Origin of the sequence: Psychrobacter sp. NG27 (assembly GCF_016106655.1) — a bacterium.
Classification (GTDB): Bacteria; Pseudomonadota; Gammaproteobacteria; order Pseudomonadales; family Moraxellaceae; genus Psychrobacter.
The window spans coordinates 332,825-351,315 of record NZ_JADGIN010000003.1; the positions used below are offsets into that span (position 1 = coordinate 332,825).

Consider the following 18,491-nt stretch of genomic DNA (forward strand, 5'->3'; position numbering starts at 1 on the left):
GCTAGTCATAAAAAAGGTGTCAGACTTATGGTCTGGCACCTTTTTATTTTTAGCCCTATCTTAAAAATAAAACACGCCCTAACACATGTTAGCGCTGTCTCTTAAATCTCCAAATCTTCTGCTAGCTTTTTATATTCTACAGCAAGCGAGCCACCACCTGAGCAAAAATAGTTCAGTGCATACTTATCTGTGCTGTCGATGATGAGCTTGTCGTCTTTAAATTGAAAAAAGGCCGTACTGTCATTTACCTTTGCCTGAAAAATCGTACCGTGAGCGGTATCTTGCCCCATGAGTGTCGCCTTACCATCGAAATGACAAGTAGGTTTTTTGATATCGCTGCGTGAGCGAACTTTAATGTCAATCTGTCGATCACTCTCTACTCGTACTATCACGCCAACCCAATCATAGCCTTGCGCACGTTTGTCATAGTCTGCAGAAGCGTAATCCGCTGAAACCGTATCTGCTGAGACATTGTCACCCAAGATATTACTTTGAATAGCTGGCAAAGCAGATGTTGTACTAGTGACAGATTTAACCGTACTGTGGCTATCGCTATTCACAGTAGGCGACACACTATTACAGCCTGTTAAAGCCGCTAGGGTAGAGGTCGTTATTATCAGCCTTACAATAGAACGAAATTGACAGTACGAACGAGTCATATAAGGGCCTTTGGTCAAGTAAGAAGGTAAGGTTTGCATAGTGTTGGGATGATGAAAGTATCATTGATACAGTAAACTTTATCGCATACAAATAATGGTACAGCCTACCCAGATCATAGTCTACTTAATAAACCTGCAAGCAGTTATTTACCTCCTTTTATGCTGGATGCTGCAAAACGATTGCTAGCCCCACTTATGCCAACTTCACTAGTCGATAAGCTAATTCGTCACTAAGCGTTTGCTATTTATGCTGCTAGCATAGCTTTCATCATCCCGATAACCGAACTCAAAAGATTGTAGGCCCTGTGATGATGGTCAAGATTTTGACAAAACGCTTCTACTACTTTTATCGAGAGCATCATGCAAAAAAAATTCAAACAAATCAGCATTGCTAGCATCCAGTCAATAAACTATAAACAGACGACAGCGCGTGTACTTGCCACCAGCGGTATGCTTGCAGCAGCAATAATGATGACAGGCTGCAGTCCAACAGAAGCGACGCAAGATGACGCGGCAAATAATGGCAGTGGCGAAACGCAAGATATCGAACTACTCAACGTTTCCTATGATGTGTCTCGCGATTTTTATAAAGACTACAACACCTTATTCAGCACCGACTATCAGAAGACTCACCCAAACAGCAAAATAAATATCAATCAGTCGCATGGCGGCTCTAGTAAGCAGGCTCTCTCTGTTGCCAATGGTTTGCAAGCGGATGTGGTCACCTTTAACCAAGAGAGTGATATGAATCTGTTGGTTGAAAAAGGTTTGGTGGCTACTGACTGGCAGCAAGCATTACCAAATAATGCCGTGCCGTACACCAGCACCATGGTGCTACTGGTCCGTTCTGGCAATCCAAAAAATATCAAAGACTGGTCAGATTTGGCACGTAATGATATCGATGTGGTTATCCCGAACCCAAAAACCAGTGGTACCGCGCGTTATGCCTTTTTGGGTGCTTATGGCTATGGCTTGCACCAATTCAAAGAAAACAGTAATGAAAACCCTGTAAAAACCAATGACTTTATCAAAAAACTGCTGGCCAACGTCGTCACTTATGACAATGGTGCACGCGCTGCAACGACCAGCTTTACTCAGCGTGGTTTGGGTGACGTGCTTATTACCACTGAAAACGAAGCACATTTGGCTGCACAGCAATTTGCAAAGGGTAAAGTCGACATCGTATACCCGAGCTATTCGATTGTGATTGCCAACCCAGTGGCAGTCGTAACGGCAGTGACTGGAAAATCTGGTAAGACGGAAGCAGCTAGTGCTTACCTGAAAGGCTTATGGGACAAGCCTGCTCAAGAGCTCATGGCAAAAATGTACATGCGTCCGAGTGATGAGCAAATCTTAGCTGCTCACAAAGATACTTTGCCTGATATTGAAACGTTTGAGCCTGTGGCTGTCTTTGGCTCATGGGCAGAGATTATGGATGCCTTTTTTGTAGATGGCGGGCGTTTCGATCAACTGGCAATTGCTAAGTAGCCATTGGTTTTTGATTCATAGAACTATCTATCTTAGCTGTTATCAGTGAGTGATGTATAAGATAGGTAGGATTCATGCCAGCATTAAGGTCACCAACGAGTAAACCGTCAGTTATAGATATAGCTTATTTTAATAACTTATTGATATATCTGGTTTTGTTTTCTGGTTATTCCCTTTTGGCAATAACATACGCATATTCATCATTAAACATAATAAGATGGCGCTGTTAGCATACTTGCATTACACAACAGACATCTTTGAGGTATTTATGACAGACGTAGCTCGTTATCATCAGAAAAGCAAAACCTTTAGTGCTTTGAGTATCGCTGGCGTTGCTTTGACACTTGGTCTTGCTGGCTGTAGCAACAGTGAAACGACCGATGCCGCAGCTGACGGTTCAGCGACGACAGAAGGTCAAAGCATTGAGCTGCTTAATGTCTCTTATGATGTGGCACGTGACTTTTATAAAGACTATAACCCTCTGTTTGTGGAGCACTATAAAGCCGAAAACCCAGGCAGCAATATCTTAATCAAACAGTCGCATGGCGGCTCTAGTAAACAAGCACTGTCTGTGGCCAATGGTCTACAAGCCGATGTTGCCACCATGAACCAAGGCTCTGATATCGAGCTGCTTGAGAAGAAAGGCTTGGTTGAGTCAGATTGGGAAAGCAAATTCCCAGACAATGCCGTGCCGTTTACCAGCACGATCGTATTTTTGGTACGTAAAGACAATCCAAAAAACATCAAAGACTGGGAAGATTTGACCAAAGACGGTGTTGAGATTGTTATGGCCAATCCAAAAGTGACGGGCAACGGTCGTTATGCCTTCTTAGGTGCATACGGTTATGGTCTGCATGCTTTTAATAAAGAAGAAGGCGCTGCTAAGAACTATGTAAAAGACATGCTAAAAAATGTCAAAGTCTATGAAAACGGTGGACGTGCCGCGACAACGACTTTCGTACAGCGCGGTATCGGTGATGTCTTGGTCACGTTTGAAAACGAAGCCAACCTGGCAGCGACTGATTTTGGCGCTGGTCAAGTAGACATCGTTTATCCAAAATACTCGATCAAATCAGAAAGCCCTGTGGCTATTGTGAAGACCGTAACAGATAAAAAAGGCACCACTGACGCTGCCAAAGCGTATCTTGATTACTTATGGAGTGAGCCTGCTCAGCAACTAGCCGCTGATCTATATCTGCGTCCTAGCGTTAAGAGCGTTCTTGATAAAAACGGTGACAAATTACCGCCAATTGAGACGTTCCGTCCGAACGATGCCTTTGGCACATGGGATGAGATCATGAGTACTTACTTCAGTGATGGCGGTGTGTTTGACCAATTAGCGATTAATGCGCCTCAGTAATTACTAGCCAATTACTTAGAGCAGCTACTGCGCTAACCATTGAAACTGGTTAATGCTTAACGCAGTCAGTCATGAAGCACCCCATAAAGGACATGGTCGTACGCACTATGTCCTTTATATTATAAGCCGACCAATAATAATTTTAATAATAAAATCAATAACGAATTTAACCATAGTCTTACGGTGAGGGTCCTACAGTGAGTATCCTCGTTAAGTACTTACGTAAAGCACCTACGTACCATCAGTTAGGCAATAGGAATCACTATGAGCGCAACACCTTCTTCTGCCAATAAACCTGCCCATAAAAAAGGCTGGTTGACACGGTTGCGTCAACGCAATGTGTTACCAGGTTTTGGTCTGAGCATGGGTATTACCGTCTTTAGCTTATCATTATTGGTGGTATTGCCATTTGCGATGATGGCCTACACCACAACCCAAATGGGTTGGACAGGCTTTTGGGAGACGATTACCCAGCCACAAGTCACTGCTGCCATCAAGCTGAGTTTATGGATGTCGTTTTTGGCGATGCTGACCAATATGGTATTTGGTACATTGGTGGCTTGGGTGCTTGTGCGCTATGAGTTTTGGGGTAAGTCCCTGATCAATGCCTTGGTTGACTTGCCATTTGCGTTGCCAACTGCTGTCACGGGCATTTCACTTGCAACGCTCTACGCACCCAATGGATTAATAGGGCAGTGGTTTGCCAAGTTCGATATTCAGGTCGCCTTTACGCCGATAGGTATTTGGCTGGCACTGGTTGTGGTCAGTTTCCCCTTTATTGTTCGTGCCGTGCAGCCAGTACTCGCTGAGCTGTCGGTTGAGTTTGAGGAAGCTGCTGCAGTATTGGGTGCCAATCGATTAACGACCTTTCGTAAGGTGATTCTGCCAGAGCTATTGCCAGCACTGTTGATGGGTGCAGGTATGATGTTTGCTCGTGCCACTGGCGAGTATGGTTCCGTTATCTTTATCGCGGGTAACATTCCGATGCAGTCTGAGATTTTGCCACTGATTATCATCAGTAAGCTTGAGCAGTTTGATATTCAGGGTGCTTCTGCTGTTGCATTATTTATGCTGCTCATCTCATTTGTGATTTTGTTGACCATTAATATTATGCAGTGGAAACTGTCACGCCGCGTAGGAGCTCGCTAATATGCAAATATCTAATAGCTACGACTACCAAAGCAACGCAGCGACCAAGGACACGCCATGGATACGCCGCACCTTTATCGGCATCGCTGTACTGTTTATGATCGTCATGTTGGTTGTACCCTTATTGGCGGTGTTCTACGAGGCGTTTAAAAATGGTTGGCAGCTGTATCTCGCTTCACTGGTCGACCCTGAGGCGCTGCAAGCCATTAAACTGACATTAATTACAGCAGCGGTCGTCCTACCTATTAACATGGTGATGGGTATTGCCATTGCTTGGTTGGTCACGCGCTACCAGTTTAAAGGTAAGCAGTTGGTCACCACTTTGCTTGATCTACCATTCTCAGTATCACCTGTTGTCGCAGGTCTGATGTTTGTACTGTTATTCGGGCTGAACTCTACCATGGGTGGCTGGCTTGAGAGCATGGGTTTCCAAGTGATTTATGCAGTTCCTGGGATCATTTTGGCGACCTTATTTGTGACGTTCCCATTTGTCGCGCGTGAGCTGATACCCTTGATGCAGACGCAGGGCGACTCTGAGGAGCAAGCAGCACTGACTTTGGGCGCGACTGGCTGGCAAACCTTTTGGCATGTGACACTGCCTAATATCAAATGGGCGCTGCTATACGGTTTGATTTTGACCAATGCCCGAGCCATGGGTGAGTTTGGCGCGGTCAGTGTGGTGTCCGGTCATATTCGCGGTGAGACCAACACGATGCCGCTACTGGTTGAGATTGCCTATAACGATTACAACTTTACCGCTGCATTTGCTTTATCGAGTATATTGGCTGCACTTGCTCTAGTAACGCTACTGATTCAGCAAGTCATGACCAAGATGCAAGAGCGTAAGTTTGCCAAGTCAGAACGACTAGCGGCGGCGCCTGAGCTACCTGTGAGTGCCAATACTAAGAATGCTACAGTTGCTACAGTTGCTACGACTAAAAATAGCAGTGATAAATAAGCCACGATACGACAAAAGATATAATAAGAGATACTATTATGAGCATTGAAATTCGCAACGTTAATAAGAAATTTGGTCAATTTACTGCGTTAGATAATATCAATATTACCGTACCGACTGGCAAATTGACTACACTGCTGGGCCCATCAGGCTGTGGCAAGACCACGCTGCTACGTATTATTGCAGGTTTGGAATATGCCGATTCTGGACAGGTATTATTTGATGAGCTGGACGTGACCAACACGCCTGTGCAAAAGCGCCATATCGGCTTTATGTTTCAGCACTATGCGCTGTTCCGTCACAAGAATATCGCAGACAACGTTGCTTTTGGACTGACCTTACTGCCAAAAAAAGACCGACCGAGCAAGGCTGATATCAATAAGCGCGTGGCAGAGCTGTTAGAGCTCGTCCAGCTGCCACAAGTGGCTAATGCTTATCCGCATCAACTCTCTGGTGGTCAGCGTCAGCGGATTGCGCTGGCAAGAGCACTTGCAGTCAAACCCAAGCTACTGCTCCTAGATGAACCATTCGGTGCGCTAGACGCTAAAGTACGTAAAGAGCTGCGTACATGGCTAAAGAACATTCATCATGAGCTAGGTATCACTAGCATCATGGTAACGCATGACCAAGAAGAGGCGCGCGCTGTCTCTGATGAGATCGTTGTAATGAATCAAGGGCGAGTAGAGCAGGTAGGCACCTCAGAGGAGCTAATACATCAGCCAGCCAGCGCTTTCATCAGCGACTTCCTAGATTTGGCATAATTGATACAAACGTTATAGAGAATATGATAAACAATAAAAAAGACCTACTTGCTATAGTAGGTCTTTTTTGGTTTGAGGGGTTGTCTTAGAGGCCATCAAGAAATTTGAGTAGATGGTGGGACAGACAGCTTTATCTAAGCAATGTCTGACATCTCTAGACCTGTCGCTCTTGGAGAGATTTGCTCATAGGTGATTTCTAGAATGTCTTGACACCAATCTGGTAAGTCGTCAGCCACTTCATACCACATCCAAGTACCATCACGAACACAGCTCAAAATACCCAATTTTTTTAAGTGATTCAAGTGACGAGAGATGGTTGGTTGTGGTTGATCAAGCATATCTACCAGATCGCCCACACAGCGTGCTTCTTTTTTAAAAAGAATTTGAAATATTTTCAGGCGTGTCGGATCAGATAAGACTTTAAACAAATCAATAGGTCGTATCGTAAAATTATTATCAGACATAGGGTGGTTCCAATAGGGCTTTGTTAGTAGGGGTTCAATATAACAGCAGTTATCTTCAAAATCGATTAAAAAATAAGCAAAATTACAGTTCATCGTTAATTTACTACCTTTCAGCATATCCTGTTACATGCATACTTATATCCGCTTACATAGATGAACTACTTGCTACACAAGATAAAAAATTTTCATGACCAATAAATATATCAAATGTTATTGAAAATGATAATAATTATCGTTATTATACTGCAAGTAGTGAGCATGACATGAGCGTTAAAGAATAATTTTCTATCCTTCAGTCATGCATGATGCAAATATATAAGCCATATACGCAGTTATCGAGTAGTGATAGTCACGGGAGCCAATTCATGTACGTATGTATCTGTAATAACGTAAAAGAAAAGCAAATCAAGGCGGCCATTGCCTCAGGTGTCGATACGCTTGATGGGCTAAAAGATACCTTAGATGTGGCAACCTGCTGTGGCTGCTGTGAACCGATGGTCAATGATTATCTGGACGAGCATCACGCCAAACTTGATGTATTGGCTTATGCTGTCTAATGACATGTACACCTGATACGCTCACCGTTCATCAGAAATATATTCAATATTCTGCATTTAATCTTTATTTATTATACATAATGGGCAGGTAGTAGGCGTCCATATAACTGTACTCATGCCCCAGCCTTATCTGTCATTGAGCATCATTGCTGTTAACCTCAGGGATTAACGGTATCTAATTACGATTCTCAACTAGCATCTTATTCTTAGTTAATAACGTTACATCCCATAAAGCCTGCATATGCTACTATATCTGTCTAAGAATATAGGGCTTTTTATTGACTCTAATCCTAACTGATCAGTTTAATGATTGAGCTGGCGTTATATTTTTAATTGTGGATATATAATGGTTTGTGATAATAAATAGAGGAGCATACATAATGATAGGCAGCCAAAAAGTTATCGATTATTTGAATTTTTTGTTAGGTGGTGAGCTGGCCGCTCGCGATCAGTACTTTATTCACTCAGAGATGTATGCTGAATGGCACTATGGCAAACTCTATGATCGCATTCACCATGAAATGGCAGATGAAACCCTACATGCACAGGATATTATCCGTCGTATTTTGATGCTGAGCGGTACGCCGAAAATGACGGTCGATGCCATCAATATCGGTGCAACTGTACCTGAGATGTTGCAATATGATCTTGATCTAGAGTATCAAGTGCAAAAGCATCTAAAAGATGGTATTGCCCTTTGTGAAGCAGAGCATGACTATGTCACACGTGAGATGCTAGTCGCACAGCTAAAAGACACGGAAGAAGATCATGCGCATTGGCTTGAGCAACAGCTGCGCTTGATTGATATGATTGGCCTGCCCAATTATCTACAAAGCCAAATGGCTGAAGTCACTCCTAATCTCATCTAACATCATGCCAGATAGATGAATAATGTTTCGCTTACATAATAAATGAATAGGGAGAGAGATAATGACAGGGGATAAAGAGGTCATTCGCGCGTTAAATAAAGTACTTGGTCAATCATTGATTGCGATTAATCAGTACTTTTTGCATGCCCGCATTGCACGTCATTGGGGACTAGAAGCCCTCAATGAAAGTTTTTATAAGCAATCCATTGCTGAAATGAAATGGTCTGATGATCTGATTGCACGCATTTTATTGCTAGGCGGTTTACCGAATTTGCAAGATTATGGCAAGATGTTCATCGCTGAAGATGTGCCTGAAATGATGGACTGTAACTTACGTCTAGAGAAGCAAAAATTCTCGATCATCACGGATGCCATCACGCTATGTGAGACAAAATCTGACTATGTATCTCGACAGCTATTGGTTATCTTAAAAGATGGCAATGAAGAGTATCAGGATTGGTTAGAGACACAAGAAGACTTGATCGAAAGCATTGGTGTAGAACGCTACATCCAATCGCAAATGAGCGACGATGACGCATAATAGTATTCACCATTAATGTGGGTCGTCATAAGAAAAGCCAGTATAAGATTGCATTCTCAATCGCATACTGGCTTTTTTGTGTCTATAGCTAGGGTGTTTGTAATGTTTTGGCTATACGGGCTAGTGGTGAGTCGTACAAAAAATCTCACTTAATAGAAAACTTGTCTCGATTTAAGATATGCGCTAGGGCATGCATGGCCTAGTATAAACCGCGCCCATCTTCAGGTTTTAAGCGCAAGAAGTATAGCCCGGAAAGAATCGTCAATATCCCCAATATCCAGTAAGTAGTTTGAAACGCCGCTAGGGTATCCATTTGCAAGCGTTCACGCAGTATATTCAATACAGCTGCGCCAAAAGCAATACCAAAGCTAATGGCCAACTGCTGATTGACGGCCATTAAGCTATTACCACTACTGGTTTGTGCGCCTTGCAGATCACCGATGGTAATGGTGTTCATCGCGCTGAACTGCATTGAGTTGCAAGCGCCCATGATGGTCAAGATAGGGATAAACCAGAGCCACTGTGAGGCATCGTTGAACTGCGCTAGCACAATAATGAGCGAACCCATAAACAACGTGTTATAGACCAATACTTTACGGTAGCTAAATCGCTGAATGATTTTACTGACCCAAGGTTTGATACCGATAGCACCCACCGCAATAGGGGCAAGCAACCAGCCTGCCTGCGACGGTGAGTATTCGAACACCACTTGTAGCAGCAAAGGCAATAGAAACGGTACAGCACTGATGCCAAGGCGGGTGAATAGGTTGCCTGTGATACCCACTTTAAAGGTGCGAATATCAAATAAACTCAGTGGAAACAAGGGGGCTGCGTGTCGCTTGGCATGCCAGACATACGCACCAATAAATAGACTGGCAGCCAACCCAAATAGTAGACCGTAAAGACCACGGCCTGCGTGTGAGCCAAATTCGACAGCGAGCGTAAACCCGCACGCCGCAGCGGCAAACAACATAAATCCTGTCCAATCAAGACGCTTAGTATCCTCAAATAAAGCAGGCACCAGCTTTTTGCCCATGATAAATCCGGCCACACCCATCGGTATGTTGATCAAAAATATCCAGTGCCAACTGGCGTACTGCACGATATAGCCACCCAGTACTGGTCCTACTAAGGGCGCAACCAATGCCGGTATGACAGCAAAGTTCATCACAGTCAGGAGCTTGTTGCGCGGGTAGGATTTGACCAGTATCAGCCGTGCCACAGGCGTCATCATTGCACCGCCAATGCCCTGTACCACACGTGAACCAACCAAAAAGTCTAGGGTGGGTGACGCCGCACACAATAGTGAGCCAATACAAAATATGATAATTGCTGATAAGAACACTCGGCGGGTGCCATACTTATCGGCCAAAAACCCACTGATCGGAATGAAGATAGCCAAGGTCAGGGCGTAACTGATAACGGCCCACTGCATCTTTAGCGGTGATTCGCCTAGTGCCTGTGCCATTTGCGGTAACGAGGTGTTTAAAATAGTGGCGTCTAAGATTTGCATAAACAGCGCCACCGCCAGTACATAAGGTAGGTATTTATCTTGAGTCGGGGTGAGCGTTACCATGTCAGTCCCATTGAACGTCTGTTTATGAGGTAGGAAAATAGCGGATTTGCGAGCAGATCGCTATGCAAGCTGAGTAGTATAAGAAAGCCTGAATCATAATAAAAGTGACTCAAGGTAACGAAGTAGAAAGTGGCCAAGTAGGTAGTGACTAAGTAGACAGTAGCTAAGCAGAAAATGACTAACTGGCAAGCAAGCAACCTAAAACTAAAACTAAAAAGGTAAGTTTCTCAGCAGTAATGCTTTATTTATCCATTTTGCTTTAGCCCTTGAGTTCTTAAGTCTTTGAGCAGTAGAAATGCAACATTGATTACAAGAGAGGGCTTTAATGTCGTTGTGCGTTCTCGGTATAGTAAAGCCTTGTCAGTAATTGATAGATAGTTGATTCAGTATCAGTACTTGAAGCAACTTCCTTTAAATAAACAATATCTAAAATAAACCTAAAAACCAGACATCAAGGACAATTTATGAGTAATGAATCAACCAACAGTACACAAAATGATAAATACGTACCGCCAAAAGTTTGGGTACAAGACAAAGAGAGCGGCGGTAAGTTTGCCAGTATCAATAGCCCTACATCAGGTGCGCGCTATGACAAAGCGTTACCGGTTGGAGATGCACCGCTACAATTGTATTCGCTTAATACCCCAAATGGCGTCAAGGTAAACATATTACTAGAAGAATTGGCAGAACTCGGTATCAGCGATGCGGCATACGATGCCTACAAAATCGACATCTCTCAAGGTGAGCAGTTTGGTTCAGGCTTTGTAGCAATCAATCCCAATTCAAAAATTCCAGCCTTGGTCGATCATTCTGCTGGCGAGCCGATCGCGCTTTTTGAGTCGGGAGCAATCCTGATGTACTTGGCAGAGAAGTTTGATAAGTTTCTGCCACTGGCCACAGGTAAAGCGCGAGCAGACTGTCTGTCTTGGATCATGTGGCAAATGGGTAGCGCGCCTTTCTTAGGTGGTGGTTTTGGACATTTCTATGCCTATGCACCTGAGCCACTAGAGTACCCTATCAACCGCTATACGATGGAAACCAAACGTCAGCTTGACGTATTAGACACGCATCTAAAAGACCATACCTATCTGTGTGGTAATGACGAGAGTGACTACAACATCGCAGATATGATTGTTTGGTCGTGGTACGGGCAGCTGGCACTGGGCAAACTCTATGATGCGGCAGAATTTTTACAGGTAGAAGATTATAAACATTTGCAGCGCTGGGCTAAGAGTATCGCTGAACGTCCGGCTGTGAAACGTGCAGTAGAGCTAGAGCTAAAACCAATCGGTTAAGGTGAGTGCTCGCTAGCTCTAGACATAACAGCAAAGTTTAAACATAGAGGCTGATAAGTAAATAACTTATCAGCCTCTTCATATATTCAAATATACGAATATATTACTCTCAAGCTTTCTTTTGTATTTACACAATGATACATTAGTACAACAGATAGAAACACTGGTGCGTTAAGATAGGGACGACCGCCATTGTAGACAGGTTTTTATACTTCTTCTATTGATGAGTAATAATTATGAAGCACAATAGCTATATGGAACATACCTCACAATGTATAGACGCAGAATGCACAGGCACAGATAGCCTGAGCGTCGACGAGATAGGTATTGAGCACCATATCAACAATATCAGATCTGATAATGATCTTAACCGAGTAGGTAGCGACAAACATTTGAAGACTCAGCTTAAAAAAACAAAAATAGCGGCTTTTTTAAAGAAAAAAAATAAAAAGTTATTACCTATATTCGCTGCTGTCAGTGCTAGCCTACTTAGTACAGTAATTATGGCACACGCATCAACTGAGCTGACCAATCAAGATTGGCAAGTGGCTTGTGATAATACCCGTACTTGCCGATTGGCAGGGTATCAAGCAGAAAACAACAGTGAGTTTCCGGTCTCAGTCTTACTGGTGCGCCGCGCTGGTGCAAATGCGGTTGTAGAGGGTAAGATAAAGCTTGGCGGTGCCAAAGACAGCTCCTCTAAAGCCCTGTTGCAATTGGGCAGTCGCCACCGAATATCGCTCATGATCAATGACAAAGACTATGGTGAGACCAAACCGTTTTCAGCAGCTGCAGGCCATGCGGATTTGACCCAAACGCAGGTAGCGGCGCTGCTAGAGGCATTGACTAAGTCCAGCAAAATAACGCTATCATTACGCAATTCGCGCTGGCAACTATCCGACAAAGGCGCGAGTGCCGTCATGCTAAAAGCTGATGAGTTTCAAGGACGCATAGGGACATCAAGCGCATTTATTAATAGTGACAATATCATTAAGTCTAATGACAGCGTATTACCATCAAAATCTGCCCCTGTACTGCGTTATGTGATTCCTAACGGCAAAGCTGACAATGGCGGCGATAAGAAGTTTGCCATGAAGTCTTCTCAGTTGGCATCATTAATGAGAGGCACGATGAAAGATGTGGATGCTGACTGTCCAAACTTGTCAGACAAATCACCTTGGCGCATTAATCGTTTAAATGGCTCACAGGTATTAGTACAGCATGAGTGCTGGACAGGCGCCTATAATGCAGGCACCGGCGTTTGGGTACTCAATGACACTAAGCCTTATAAGCCCAAGTTGGTGACGACCAGTGCCACAGACTATGACAAAGGGAAGATCGCTTCTGTACAAAAAGGTCGCGGTATCGGCGACTGTGTGTCCAAGGTCGATTGGCTATGGACTGGCCGTGCGTTTGAAAAGAGTCATGAAAGTAGCACTGGGCTGTGCCGTCTGATTGAAATTGGCGGCGCATGGCAGCTGCCAACCTATGTCACCGAGGTCAAGACAGGGCGTTAGTAACAAAGTCTGCCCATACTTTGCATGCGGAATACTTACTATTTCGATAATTGAATGAATTTATCATCAGTGATTATCAGTAACAGCGGTCTTATTTACCCAGTAGTTAAAGAAATAGCTACACATAACGTTTTATTGTGATATACTGCGTCGCCACGTTAGCTTAGCTTTCGTGAATTATGAGATTGATAACATCGCCTGCGATTTTGGGTCTAGGATGACCATAAGTAATTGTTGCCGATGATTTTGTGTACTTAAATAACCTTTTATAAAAATATCCGTTATTTTTGACTCATATCTTATCTACTGGCCTATCAATAGGGTCTAGATTGGTTGTTGTTTGCCTTTATCTGCTTTGGACAAAGCATTGATAACGCGCTTATGTCAAGCAAGGATAAGACACTCGGCACTACCACCAAAATACGTCAGACAGCACGAACGCATTTATTATAGAGATTCTGAGCTTTATTGGCTTAGCTTCTGGTTATCGACACTTTTTGTGGTTCGATGATTCTTTGATAAAAGCAGCGTGGTGAACGGTTATCAGTGGTATGCATCAAGTTTGCTGAATTTACAGCAACTTATACTTACCAAGGATTCCTATGACTGACATCTTATCTGCAATTGCCGCTGAAAACGGTATCATCGAAAGCACTGACACCCCAAACACTAATACTCAAGCGGCTGCTACTGACGCTGTTGACGAAAACCAAGTTACTTTTACTGATCTTGGCATCGCTAAACCTATTCTAACTGCACTTGATCGCAGTGGTTACACCAACCCAACGCCTATCCAAGCACAAGCGATTCCTTTTGCTCTAGCAGGTCGTGACCTTTTATTGTCAGCGCAAACGGGTAGTGGTAAAACAGCTGCATTCGTTATCCCTGTTCTTGACCGTTTGAGCCGTGCTACTAGCTTTGACAAACTAACCAAAGCACTTATCCTAACGCCAACGCGTGAACTTGCTCAGCAAGTACATGACAGCGTTCGCACTTATTCTAAAGACATGCGCGGTTTGTTCTGTGTGCCACTAGTTGGCGGCGCACCGTACAATGGTCAGATCACTGCTTTGAAAAAAGGCGTTCAAGTTATCGTTGCGACTCCTGGTCGTCTACTTGACCATATCAATGCAGGCCGCGTTGACTTGTCAAACCTAGAAGTATTGGTACTTGACGAAGCTGACCGTATGCTAGACATGGGTTTTGCTGATGACATCAGTGACATCTTGCGTGCTGCTCCTACTGATCGTCAAACCATCATGTGTTCAGCAACTTGGGATGGCCCAGTAGGTAAAATCGCTGCCAGCTTCACTAAGAACCCTGAGCGTGTATCTATCAAAGTAGAATCTGCACACATCGAAGAAAAAGTGTACTACTGTGATGATTTCGAACATAAGAACCGTTTGCTTGACAAAATCGTTTGCCAGCAAGATATGGAACAGATCATTATCTTTGCTGCTACCAAACGTAGCACTGAAAAACTGGCCAAACAGCTACAAGAAGCCGGTCATAAAGCCAGCTTCCTACATGGCGACTTGCCACAAAGCAAGCGTAACCGTATCGTTCAAGATTTGCGTAATGGCAAAGTAAAAATCCTAGTAGCGACTGACGTTGCTGCTCGTGGTCTAGATATCCCAGCTATCTCGCACGTTATTAACTATGATTTACCACGTCAAACTGAAGATTACGTCCATCGTATCGGTCGTTGTGGTCGTGCTGGTCGTACTGGTGTGGCTATCAGCCTATGTAGCATGGATGATCGTCCACAGCTAAACGCCATCAACCGTTATCTAGATCGCAAAATGGAAGTATGTATCATCGAAGGTATGGAACCTAAGAAGACTTACGTACCTAGCGAAAACAAAGGTAATGGTCGTGGCCGTGGTCGTGGTCGCTCTAACGGCGGTGGTAATGGTCAAGGCCGTGGTCGCTCAAGCGGTGGCTATCAAGGCAATCCTGCTAATGCTCGCGGTCGCTCAAGTGACAGCAGCGCAGCAACTGGTCAACGTGCTAGCAATGACAGCGGTTATCAAGGTAAGCCACGTGACACGTCAGGCAAACCAAATGAGCGTTCAGGTGGCAAGCCTTATCAAGGTAAGCGCACTGGTGGCCCTAGCCGCGGTGATAGCACTGGCGTTCCACGTGGTGAGCGTGCTGCAACTGGTCGCGGTCGTCCAAGCGGCAGCCAAGGTCGTCCAGCTGGTCGTTCTGACAGCCGTGGCCAAGGTCGTCCAAACGGCGGCAATCGTGGTAACAACTCGTAATACCGCTATCGTTAATGATTGATAGAGGGTGAAACAACCGACTATCAATTGCATGACTTAGCATCAAAAAGCCAGATACTTGTTATTTGGCTTTTTTGTGTTTGATAATTCTGTATTTATCCTTGAATGAGTTTTTTGGCTTGTCTATACTGAGTCACTTTTGCCCATTGTATCTCTCTCTCGGAGCACCCTGATGCCTAACGCCTCAAACTTAGCAATCGATAGCCTACCATTAGCGTTCGGTATCATCATGGCCATTATTGGCCTAGTTTTTTACACCCAAGGGCTGCCTGGAAAGTTTTGGCAGAGATTCTATGCGGTACTGCCCGGTATCGTACTGTGCTGCTTTATCCCTGCCACGCTTAATAGTTTAGGCGTGTTCGCTGACGGTATTGGCTCACAGATTTATGGCTTTACCGCCACGTATCTGCTGCCAGCAAGTTTGCTGCTGATGACCTTGTCAATGGATGTGCCAAAAATACTGGGGCTAGGCTGGAAAGCGATCGCGATGTTCTTCGCTGCCAGTATCGCTATTATCATCAGTGGTCCGATCAGTTTAGGGATTGCCAAATGGGTATCGCCTGAAATGTTCACGGACGATACATTATGGCGTGGGTTCTCTGCTGTAGCGGGTAGTTGGATAGGCGGCGCGGCCAACCAAGCCGCGATGAAAGAGTTGTTTGGGGTCAGTGATGATTTGTTTGGTATGATGATTTTGGTCGATACGACCAATGCTTCACTGTGGCTGCTGGCTATCTTGGTCATGGCAAAACACAGCGAAAAGATAGACCGTTTTTTACGCGCGGATACCAGTAGTATTGATAAGGTAGTCAAAGCGGTTGAGAGCTATGAGCGTGATCATGCCCGCCCAGCCACCATCAATGATTTGATGGTGATGTTTGGTTTGTGCTTTGCTATGGTCGGCGTGGCGCACTTTGTCGGTGGCCAGATTGCTGATTTTTTTGCGCCATATCAATGGGCAGTGCAATATAGCTTTGCCAGCGCATTTTTTTGGATGGTGGTGATTATTACGGTAATAGGCGTCATTTTTTCTTTCACCAAGATTCGCAGACTCGATCATGTTGGTGCATCAAAAATCGGTACCGTATTTATCTTCGTGTTAATTGCAGCAATCGGTATGCAAATCAATCTAGCCGGTATCGTCTCGCAGTGGCGACTACTGCTCATTGGTCTATTATGGATGAGCATCCATGTCTTGATTATCTTTGCTGTGGCTAGGATGATTCGAGCACCGTTTTTCTTCTTAGCAGTTGGCTCTAATGCTAATACGGGCGGTGCATCCTCTGCGCCAATTGTCGCAACCGCATTTCACCCATCACTGGCACCTGTTGGGGTGTTTTTGGGTATTTTAGGATATGCGGTGGGTACGTTTGGTGGTTATATCAGCACGCAGCTGATGCGCTTGGTAGTGTCTTAATATATTAGGGTGTATTTGAAGTACCTTAATGCTCTAAAGAGGTTCTTTTTATTCAGCAATGCACTACATTAAGTCAAATTGATGCCATAAAATAGTGCTTTTTTTAGCTAAAATGGCGTTTAGGAGATGGCATAAAACTTGCCAAGTTATAGATGTACTTATAATCTATTTAACTATTAAGGGTATCTTTTATGTTCAAAAATACAGTGCTTTCCTTGGTTGTTCTTAGCGCACTTGGTACTTCAGCATCTTACGCAGACAGCTTTATTATGCTTAAGCAAATGTCTGACAAACCTGTTCAGTTAAAAGAAGGCGACTATAAAGGGAATTATTACGTACCATCGACTTTAGATACCATTACGTGGGGTTATTTGCCCAACAAAGACGCCAAGCCAGTATTATCTGTGGCGTCTGGTAGTACTGTCACATTTGATACGGTGTCACATGAAGGGTTACTTGAAGATCAGGGGCGTGACGCTGAAAAGTTTTTCACCTCAAAAGGGGTTAACGCGGCATTCATTTTAGATGAAGCAAAAGCTATCACTAAATCTACATTGGATCACGATTTTGATAAAGATGGGCCTCATATTGTTACAGGTCCTATTGAAATAAAGGGCGCGAAACCTGGTGATGTATTAAAGGTCGAGGTGTTAAAGGTAGAGCCGCGTGTTCCTTACGGTGTTATTTCTAATCGTCATGGTAAGGGTGCTTTACCTGGAGAGTTTCCCAAAAAGACACCCCAAGCAGGTGCCTCTGCCGCCAACCCTGAACGCTATGGTAATGTTTCGGTATTCACACCCATAGAAAAAAATGCCTCAGGTGATTATGAAGGTGTCTTAGAGACTGCTTCTGGTCCATCTATTCGTTTTCCGCTTAGTCCGTTCATGGGCTTAATGGGTGTTGCAGCTAACACCTCAGAAAAGGTGCATTCAGTACCTCCTTCGCTTTATGGTGGTAATATAGATATTAATGAATTGGGTGCTGGCTCTACTGTTTATTATCCAGTGCAAGTAGATGGTGCTTTGTTTTATACAGGTGACAGTCATTTTGCACAAGGTGATGGTGAGGTGGCACTGACAGCATTAGAAGCATCTGCTCGTGCAACATTTAAATTCACATTGTTGAAAGCTGGAAAGGACCCTGTACCTGGCAAAAAAATTGAGCAGCCATTGGCAGAAAACGCTGATTTCTGGATCACCCCTGGCTTAGATGCAGATTTAGATGAGGCAATGAAGAAGTCTACTCGTGAAGCGATTCGTTTTTTGAATCAGGAGTATGGTATCGATGAGTCAACAGCTTATGCTTATTTGAGCGCCGCAACCGATTTTGAAGTGTCGCAAGTGGTTGATAAAACCAAAGGCGTTCATGCAAAAATTCGTAAGTCAGATTTCAAGGAATTTGGAAAAGACGCTAAGTAAGCACCTAATTGATGCGCTTGGTCGTGTCTTAATCTCCAAGTCATCATTATCCTAATAGTATTTTTTGCTAAACGAAACCCGCGTTCATGCGGGTTTTTTATTGTCAAAATATCAGCCATTTAAGTTATCGTTTTGTCTATCTATGCTATTGATACGTAAGCCTAACCATAGTTTTGG

General features: G+C 44.0%; 15 protein-coding genes and 1 pseudogene. 13 read left to right on the plus strand and 3 right to left on the minus strand.

Annotated features, from left to right (window positions below):
* Window positions 1-101 precede the first annotated feature (101 nt).
* Complete coding sequence (locus IP485_RS07405; protein ID WP_198326679.1) at window positions 102-659, minus strand: hypothetical protein; 558 nt, start codon at window positions 657-659, stop codon at window positions 102-104.
* Window positions 660-1,109: 450 nt separating this feature from the next.
* Here IP485_RS07405 and IP485_RS07410 point away from each other — a divergent pair, with 450 nt between their 5' ends.
* From IP485_RS07410 to IP485_RS07430, 5 genes and pseudogenes are all read left to right on the plus strand, one after another.
* A complete protein-coding gene (locus tag IP485_RS07410; RefSeq protein ID WP_227686471.1) occupies window positions 1,110-2,147 on the plus strand; it encodes a sulfate ABC transporter substrate-binding protein in 1,038 nt (345 codons plus the stop codon).
* Window positions 2,148-2,415: 268 nt separating this feature from the next.
* Window positions 2,416-3,507, plus strand: a complete 1,092-nt coding sequence (locus IP485_RS07415; RefSeq protein WP_198326681.1) for a sulfate ABC transporter substrate-binding protein — start codon at window positions 2,416-2,418, stop codon at window positions 3,505-3,507.
* A 264-nt stretch (window positions 3,508-3,771) separates the two neighbouring features.
* On the plus strand, window positions 3,772-4,656 hold the full coding sequence (gene cysT, locus IP485_RS07420) for a sulfate ABC transporter permease subunit CysT (RefSeq protein ID WP_197176743.1): 885 nt from the start codon (window positions 3,772-3,774) through the stop codon (window positions 4,654-4,656).
* A 1-nt stretch (window position 4,657) separates the two neighbouring features.
* Window positions 4,658-5,614, plus strand: coding sequence for a sulfate ABC transporter permease subunit CysW (gene cysW / locus IP485_RS07425; RefSeq protein ID WP_198326682.1), 957 nt, complete (start codon window positions 4,658-4,660; stop codon window positions 5,612-5,614).
* Window positions 5,615-5,652: 38 nt separating this feature from the next.
* Window positions 5,653-6,372, plus strand: a pseudogene (locus tag IP485_RS07430) (sulfate/molybdate ABC transporter ATP-binding protein); the annotation flags it as partial.
* Window positions 6,373-6,509: 137 nt separating this feature from the next.
* Here IP485_RS07430 and IP485_RS07435 read toward each other — a convergent pair.
* On the minus strand, window positions 6,510-6,839 hold the full coding sequence (locus IP485_RS07435) for an ArsR/SmtB family transcription factor (protein WP_194364360.1): 330 nt from the start codon (window positions 6,837-6,839) through the stop codon (window positions 6,510-6,512).
* A 365-nt stretch (window positions 6,840-7,204) separates the two neighbouring features.
* Between IP485_RS07435 and IP485_RS07440 the strand changes: the two genes are divergently transcribed.
* The 3 genes from IP485_RS07440 (at window position 7,205) to bfr (IP485_RS07450) (ending at window position 8,806) form a co-directional block, all read left to right on the plus strand.
* Window positions 7,205-7,396: a bacterioferritin-associated ferredoxin gene (locus tag IP485_RS07440; protein ID WP_194364361.1), complete on the plus strand. Its 192-nt coding sequence runs from the start codon at window positions 7,205-7,207 to the stop codon at window positions 7,394-7,396.
* 380 nt (window positions 7,397-7,776) lie between these two features.
* Complete coding sequence (gene bfr, locus IP485_RS07445) at window positions 7,777-8,265, plus strand: bacterioferritin (RefSeq protein WP_197176754.1); 489 nt, start codon at window positions 7,777-7,779, stop codon at window positions 8,263-8,265.
* A gap of 61 nt (window positions 8,266-8,326) precedes the next feature.
* The gene (gene bfr / locus IP485_RS07450) at window positions 8,327-8,806 is read left to right on the plus strand and encodes a bacterioferritin (RefSeq protein WP_194364363.1); all 480 of its coding nucleotides are present in this window, start codon (window positions 8,327-8,329) and stop codon (window positions 8,804-8,806) included.
* 199 nt (window positions 8,807-9,005) lie between these two features.
* On the opposite strand, the gene IP485_RS07455 is transcribed toward bfr (IP485_RS07450), so the two are convergent.
* Window positions 9,006-10,382: a DHA2 family efflux MFS transporter permease subunit gene (locus IP485_RS07455; RefSeq protein WP_198326684.1), complete on the minus strand. Its 1,377-nt coding sequence runs from the start codon at window positions 10,380-10,382 to the stop codon at window positions 9,006-9,008.
* A 464-nt stretch (window positions 10,383-10,846) separates the two neighbouring features.
* On the opposite strand from IP485_RS07455, the gene yghU reads away from it, so the two are divergent.
* From yghU to IP485_RS07480, 5 genes are all read left to right on the plus strand, one after another.
* Window positions 10,847-11,677 (plus strand): glutathione-dependent disulfide-bond oxidoreductase, encoded by an 831-nt coding sequence (gene yghU / locus IP485_RS07460; RefSeq protein WP_198326685.1) that lies wholly within the window; start codon window positions 10,847-10,849, stop codon window positions 11,675-11,677.
* A gap of 503 nt (window positions 11,678-12,180) precedes the next feature.
* On the plus strand, window positions 12,181-13,194 hold the full coding sequence (locus IP485_RS07465; RefSeq protein WP_227686465.1) for a DUF1176 domain-containing protein: 1,014 nt from the start codon (window positions 12,181-12,183) through the stop codon (window positions 13,192-13,194).
* 602 nt (window positions 13,195-13,796) lie between these two features.
* Window positions 13,797-15,458, plus strand: coding sequence for a DEAD/DEAH box helicase (locus IP485_RS07470; RefSeq protein ID WP_197176780.1), 1,662 nt, complete (start codon window positions 13,797-13,799; stop codon window positions 15,456-15,458).
* Window positions 15,459-15,651: 193 nt separating this feature from the next.
* Complete coding sequence (locus IP485_RS07475; RefSeq protein ID WP_198326686.1) at window positions 15,652-16,896, plus strand: DUF819 domain-containing protein; 1,245 nt, start codon at window positions 15,652-15,654, stop codon at window positions 16,894-16,896.
* A 191-nt stretch (window positions 16,897-17,087) separates the two neighbouring features.
* Complete coding sequence (locus tag IP485_RS07480; protein WP_198326687.1) at window positions 17,088-18,314, plus strand: acetamidase/formamidase family protein; 1,227 nt, start codon at window positions 17,088-17,090, stop codon at window positions 18,312-18,314.
* Window positions 18,315-18,491 lie beyond the last annotated feature (177 nt).

Bases quoted from the DNA above. Each gene is read 5' to 3' on its own strand.
- IP485_RS07405 (WP_198326679.1), bottom strand. From the start codon at position 659: ATGACTCGTTCGTACTGTCAATTTCGTTCTATTGTAAGGCTGATAATA.
- IP485_RS07410 (WP_227686471.1), top strand. From the start codon at position 1,110: ATGCTTGCAGCAGCAATAATGATGACAGGCTGCAGTCCAACAGAAGCG.
- IP485_RS07415 (WP_198326681.1), top strand. From the start codon at position 2,416: ATGACAGACGTAGCTCGTTATCATCAGAAAAGCAAAACCTTTAGTGCT.
- cysT (WP_197176743.1), top strand. From the start codon at position 3,772: ATGAGCGCAACACCTTCTTCTGCCAATAAACCTGCCCATAAAAAAGGC.
- cysW (WP_198326682.1), top strand. From the start codon at position 4,658: ATGCAAATATCTAATAGCTACGACTACCAAAGCAACGCAGCGACCAAG.
- IP485_RS07435 (WP_194364360.1), bottom strand. From the start codon at position 6,839: ATGTCTGATAATAATTTTACGATACGACCTATTGATTTGTTTAAAGTC.
- IP485_RS07440 (WP_194364361.1), top strand. From the start codon at position 7,205: ATGTACGTATGTATCTGTAATAACGTAAAAGAAAAGCAAATCAAGGCG.
- bfr (WP_197176754.1), top strand. From the start codon at position 7,777: ATGATAGGCAGCCAAAAAGTTATCGATTATTTGAATTTTTTGTTAGGT.
- bfr (WP_194364363.1), top strand. From the start codon at position 8,327: ATGACAGGGGATAAAGAGGTCATTCGCGCGTTAAATAAAGTACTTGGT.
- IP485_RS07455 (WP_198326684.1), bottom strand. From the start codon at position 10,382: ATGGTAACGCTCACCCCGACTCAAGATAAATACCTACCTTATGTACTG.
- yghU (WP_198326685.1), top strand. From the start codon at position 10,847: ATGAGTAATGAATCAACCAACAGTACACAAAATGATAAATACGTACCG.
- IP485_RS07465 (WP_227686465.1), top strand. From the start codon at position 12,181: ATGGCACACGCATCAACTGAGCTGACCAATCAAGATTGGCAAGTGGCT.
- IP485_RS07470 (WP_197176780.1), top strand. From the start codon at position 13,797: ATGACTGACATCTTATCTGCAATTGCCGCTGAAAACGGTATCATCGAA.
- IP485_RS07475 (WP_198326686.1), top strand. From the start codon at position 15,652: ATGCCTAACGCCTCAAACTTAGCAATCGATAGCCTACCATTAGCGTTC.
- IP485_RS07480 (WP_198326687.1), top strand. From the start codon at position 17,088: ATGTTCAAAAATACAGTGCTTTCCTTGGTTGTTCTTAGCGCACTTGGT.